This window comes from Coleofasciculus sp. G3-WIS-01, assembly GCF_040223135.1.
Lineage (GTDB): Bacteria > Cyanobacteriota > Cyanobacteriia > Cyanobacteriales > Coleofasciculaceae > Coleofasciculus.
This window is the reverse complement of record NZ_JAVJZI010000026.1, coordinates 1-3,073: the sequence shown is the minus strand read 5'-3', so window position 1 is coordinate 3,073 and position 3,073 is coordinate 1. Positions and strand designations below refer to the sequence as shown.

The 3,073-nt window shown below is 46.7% G+C and carries 4 protein-coding genes and 1 pseudogene; 3 read left to right on the top strand and 2 right to left on the bottom strand.

Annotated features, from left to right (window positions below; translation table 11 throughout):
* Window positions 1-469: 469 nt before the first annotated feature.
* Window positions 470-847, top strand: a complete 378-nt coding sequence (locus RIM23_RS02735; protein WP_446364244.1) for a hypothetical protein — start codon at window positions 470-472, stop codon at window positions 845-847.
* A 111-nt stretch (window positions 848-958) separates the two neighbouring features.
* Window positions 959-1,561 carry a 3-isopropylmalate dehydratase small subunit gene (gene leuD, locus RIM23_RS02730; RefSeq protein ID WP_446364242.1) on the top strand — a complete coding sequence of 201 codons (603 nt, stop codon included), beginning with the start codon at window positions 959-961 and terminating at the stop codon, window positions 1,559-1,561.
* A gap of 325 nt (window positions 1,562-1,886) precedes the next feature.
* Here leuD and RIM23_RS02725 read toward each other — a convergent pair whose 3' ends face one another.
* Window positions 1,887-2,240, bottom strand: a complete 354-nt coding sequence (locus RIM23_RS02725) for a hypothetical protein (protein WP_446364240.1) — start codon at window positions 2,238-2,240, stop codon at window positions 1,887-1,889.
* Between the two features lie 55 nt (window positions 2,241-2,295).
* A complete protein-coding gene (locus RIM23_RS02720; RefSeq protein WP_446364238.1) occupies window positions 2,296-2,976 on the bottom strand; it encodes a hypothetical protein in 681 nt (226 codons plus the stop codon).
* Window positions 2,977-2,994: 18 nt separating this feature from the next.
* Between RIM23_RS02720 and RIM23_RS02715 the strand changes: the two are divergent.
* Window positions 2,995-3,073, top strand: a pseudogene (locus RIM23_RS02715) (IS607 family transposase); the annotation flags it as partial.

The following is a 3,073-nucleotide window of genomic DNA, read 5'->3' as shown; positions in this document are numbered from 1 at the left end:
TTGGGAAGCCACAAGGCACTTCTAGACTGAGGCGGGATTCCTCAGCACCAGTTGACAACGCTGTTCGGTCAACGTCTCCCACCTATACCCAACTGTCTCTTTTTTGAGATGTCAGGTTTTGTCGGGAATTTTAGGAACGGTTCAAAGACTTTAATGGAGTAAGCTTGAGCCAAATTTGAGGAATTAAGCATTAGCCCGGAAACCGTAGGGGCGCACGGCGTGCGCCCGATTTAATCGTCAAATCTAATGCCACCATTTTAGCTGGGTCACGCCGCCATCGTGGGTAAGTATTATAACGCGGGAAACGCTTATATTAGAGTTAGTTGCTTTTGCCCACCGAGCGAGTCATTGGGGGTGTATTACCAATTTTGCCAGATCTCAGTTAAAACGGGTTGAAATTTAATTATAGTTAACCGTTTTAGCCGGAACTTGCGTTTCCGGCTTATGTTACAGCAACGGAGGGAATACTATGAACCTAAGAGCGATCGCGCTTGCTACCATTCTCGGTTTATCTGCGCCGACAGTTACCGAGATTATGATTAAAACACCTGTCGTCGCCCAAGCCAGGGTTCCTCTGGGGACATTCGAGGGTGGTGAATGGTCGGTCACAATTAACTATAGCAACAACGCCCTCACTTACTACGGTACCAATCAACGAACCGGTGATAACTTGATCCTCAGAGGTGCGAAAGTACGGGGAAATCCTCAACGCCGCCTTTATATTTGGCAAAACGGGGATTATCAGTATCAAGTTGCATGGCGACCCAATGATCCAAGAATTATTCGTCTTCAGGTATTCAATCCCGCAGGACAAGAAATTCTCAATCGCCTTCTCTATGAAAATTAGGAATGAATGACAGTAGCTGCATAGGATCAGGTAGTGGCGAATCGCCTACTCTTGCTCACCCTTAGCGAAAATGGAGATATATTTTGTTAGTAGAAAAAAAGGAGTGAATTCATGAGTCAAGTGAAAACCGTGTCAGGACAAGGCGTTCCCGTTGTGGGTAATGATATTGATACCGACAGAATTATCCCCGCTCGCTATTTGCGCTGTGTTACCTTTGAAGGATTAGGAGACAAAGCCTTTGCCGATGACCGCGCCCAGGCAAAAGGGCAACATCCGTTTGACCGCCCTCAGTATCAAGGGGCAAATATTTTAGTGGTTAACGGTAACTTCGGCTGTGGTTCTTCGCGGGAACATGCGCCTCAAGCTTTGCAAAAATGGGGCATACAAGCCCTTGTCGGTGAAAGTTTTGCTGAAATCTTCTTTGGCAACTGTTTGGCAATGGGGGTTCCCTGTGTTACGGCTGAACCGGAAACCGTGAAGCAGTTACAGAGAATTCTGGAAGAGAATCCTCAAGCGCCGATAACGGTAGATTTAGAATCAATGGAGGTTCGGTGTGGTGACTTCCAAGCCTCTGTATCCATGCCTGAAGGGGTAAGGCAAACCCTGATTACAGGAACTTGGGATAGTTGTGGACAACTGGTGAAGCAAGTTGAGCAAATTCGGGAGACAGCGATGAAGTTGCCTTATCTGAAGTGGAATACAGCGACAGTATAGGATTGGCAGTGTCTCATCTGGGATAGTAGGCTTGTAGTCAGGGCTTTAGCCCTAGATGCTGTCCTAGTAACATGCGCCAACCCAACCTACTGGCTTGACACAGCTAAAATTGAATAGATCTTACCATTGAATCGGGCGCACGCCATGCGCCCCTACAGTGTCCGGGCTCTCATTCTAATTCATCAAATAAGGTGTGCCACGCTAGTAGGTAATACCCACTGCAAACTCGTAAGATTTGAATTTTGATGTCTCTCTAGAAATTTTAGATTGCGCTGGCATAGTCTATCTCCTAGATTGTCGGGTGGGTATTACCCACCCTACGTCTTTAAGCCGCTTTTTTGAGTGGATTATTTAGCATCACATTGCCGCTAACATCAACACTCAAATCTGTTCCTGGTACGTATCCTTTGAGCACCCACTGTTTATAGAGAGTAAATGAAGTAATTCTGTGAATTTCCTGCATGATGTCCGCAGGAATAAGGTTTTCAACAGCCCAAATAACTGAGTCTGGCTCAAACCAAATCACACGTTCAATACTGACAACCAATACCGCCGCAATATATTCAAGGGTCAGTTTGGTCGTTAAATCGGCAATAAGGGCTGACCCAATTTGGCTGTTGCGAGTCATGATTGCTCTCGCCATCCGGTCAGCTTCTCGGTCGAATTCCAAAGAGTTCATCTTGACCTCGTGAGACTCCGACCGAGCGCGAAAGCAGGTCGGAGAGGGATAGAGGTCAAACCGCACCGCTCGACGCGGTAAGGTTTGACAGTCCAACTGTTGACACCAATCCGGTGTTTCGCTGCAACAATTGGACTTTTTTGGCGGTGAATTGTCCTAACCGTTTCCAGTTAGAATCACTAACTGAAACTTGGGTTTTAGTATCACCAGAAACGTAGCCATAGTAGGTGATACCCGCTTTAATAGCCTTGACGTAATCACCTTTTCTAAAACCGTGACAGGTAACTGTTCCGCCATACCTGCGTCGTTTCCCTCCTTTGCTGGGAATCATTAGGTGTAGTTGACGACGGCATACCGGAGGGCGACTAATCACGGCAAACTGGCATGGTGTTACTTCAATAAACCCTAGCCAAGTACCGCTTCTACCCTTGATTTGGCGATATCGCATAAACCGGGAAGTGGCGAGGCAGATACCATCAACAGCGTGGGCGGCGGGTGACTCTTCTGCTTTGTTTTTGGCTTTGGGTAAACCGAGGTATTTTCTCAGGTTGGATGTGTGCCATCCCTCCTGAATGTGGACAGTGTAGCCCTCTTGTTCGAGCCGATCTAGCTGCCAGTATTGACCAACCATCGCAGGGCTAAAGCCTTTGTCACCTCTGGCTTTAATCACCTCGACCACAGTATTTGTGAACGGGTATTGTAAAGTTTCAATAAGAATATAGTCAGATGTAGTCATGTTGGGTAATATATAGACATGAAACTCTCAGACTATGCCAAAAAAGCAGGAATCAGTTATCGAACTGCCTGGAGGTGGTGGAAACAAGGAAACTTGA

What these genes read in the sequence shown, in the direction of transcription:
- RIM23_RS02720 (WP_446364238.1), bottom strand. Translation starts at nt 2,976, where the DNA reads ATGACTACATCTGACTATATTCTTATTGAAACTTTACAATACCCGTTC.
- RIM23_RS02725 (WP_446364240.1), bottom strand. Translation starts at nt 2,240, where the DNA reads ATGAACTCTTTGGAATTCGACCGAGAAGCTGACCGGATGGCGAGAGCA.
- RIM23_RS02735 (WP_446364244.1), top strand. Translation starts at nt 470, where the DNA reads ATGAACCTAAGAGCGATCGCGCTTGCTACCATTCTCGGTTTATCTGCG.
- leuD (WP_446364242.1), top strand. Translation starts at nt 959, where the DNA reads ATGAGTCAAGTGAAAACCGTGTCAGGACAAGGCGTTCCCGTTGTGGGT.